The following is a 236-nucleotide window of genomic DNA, read 5'->3' as shown; positions in this document are numbered from 1 at the left end:
CAATCAGCGCTTATCTGTGGAAACAAGGCAGCATCACGATCGGCACGGTTTATTTGATTTTCTACTATACGGAGCTGTTACCTAAGCCTATCGAGAAAATCCGTACCCAAATCGAGGATTTGCAGAAGGCGGATGCCAGCCTCATTCGCATCCGCGAGCTGCTTGGAACTCGCTCGAAGATCGAGGACGGACCGGGAGCGATACTTCCGACAGGTGCGCTGGCCGTCGAATTCAAA

The 236-nt window shown here is 52.1% G+C and carries 1 pseudogene; it reads left to right on the top strand.

Features of this window, described 5'->3' with window-relative positions:
• Positions 1-236: pseudogene (locus tag KVT38_RS34235) on the top strand (ABC transporter ATP-binding protein); the annotation flags it as partial.

It is taken from the genome of Cohnella sp. GbtcB17, from assembly GCF_019091135.1.
Taxonomy (GTDB): Bacteria; Bacillota; Bacilli; order Paenibacillales; family Paenibacillaceae; genus Cohnella.
This window is presented reverse-complemented; position numbering and strand designations above follow the sequence as displayed.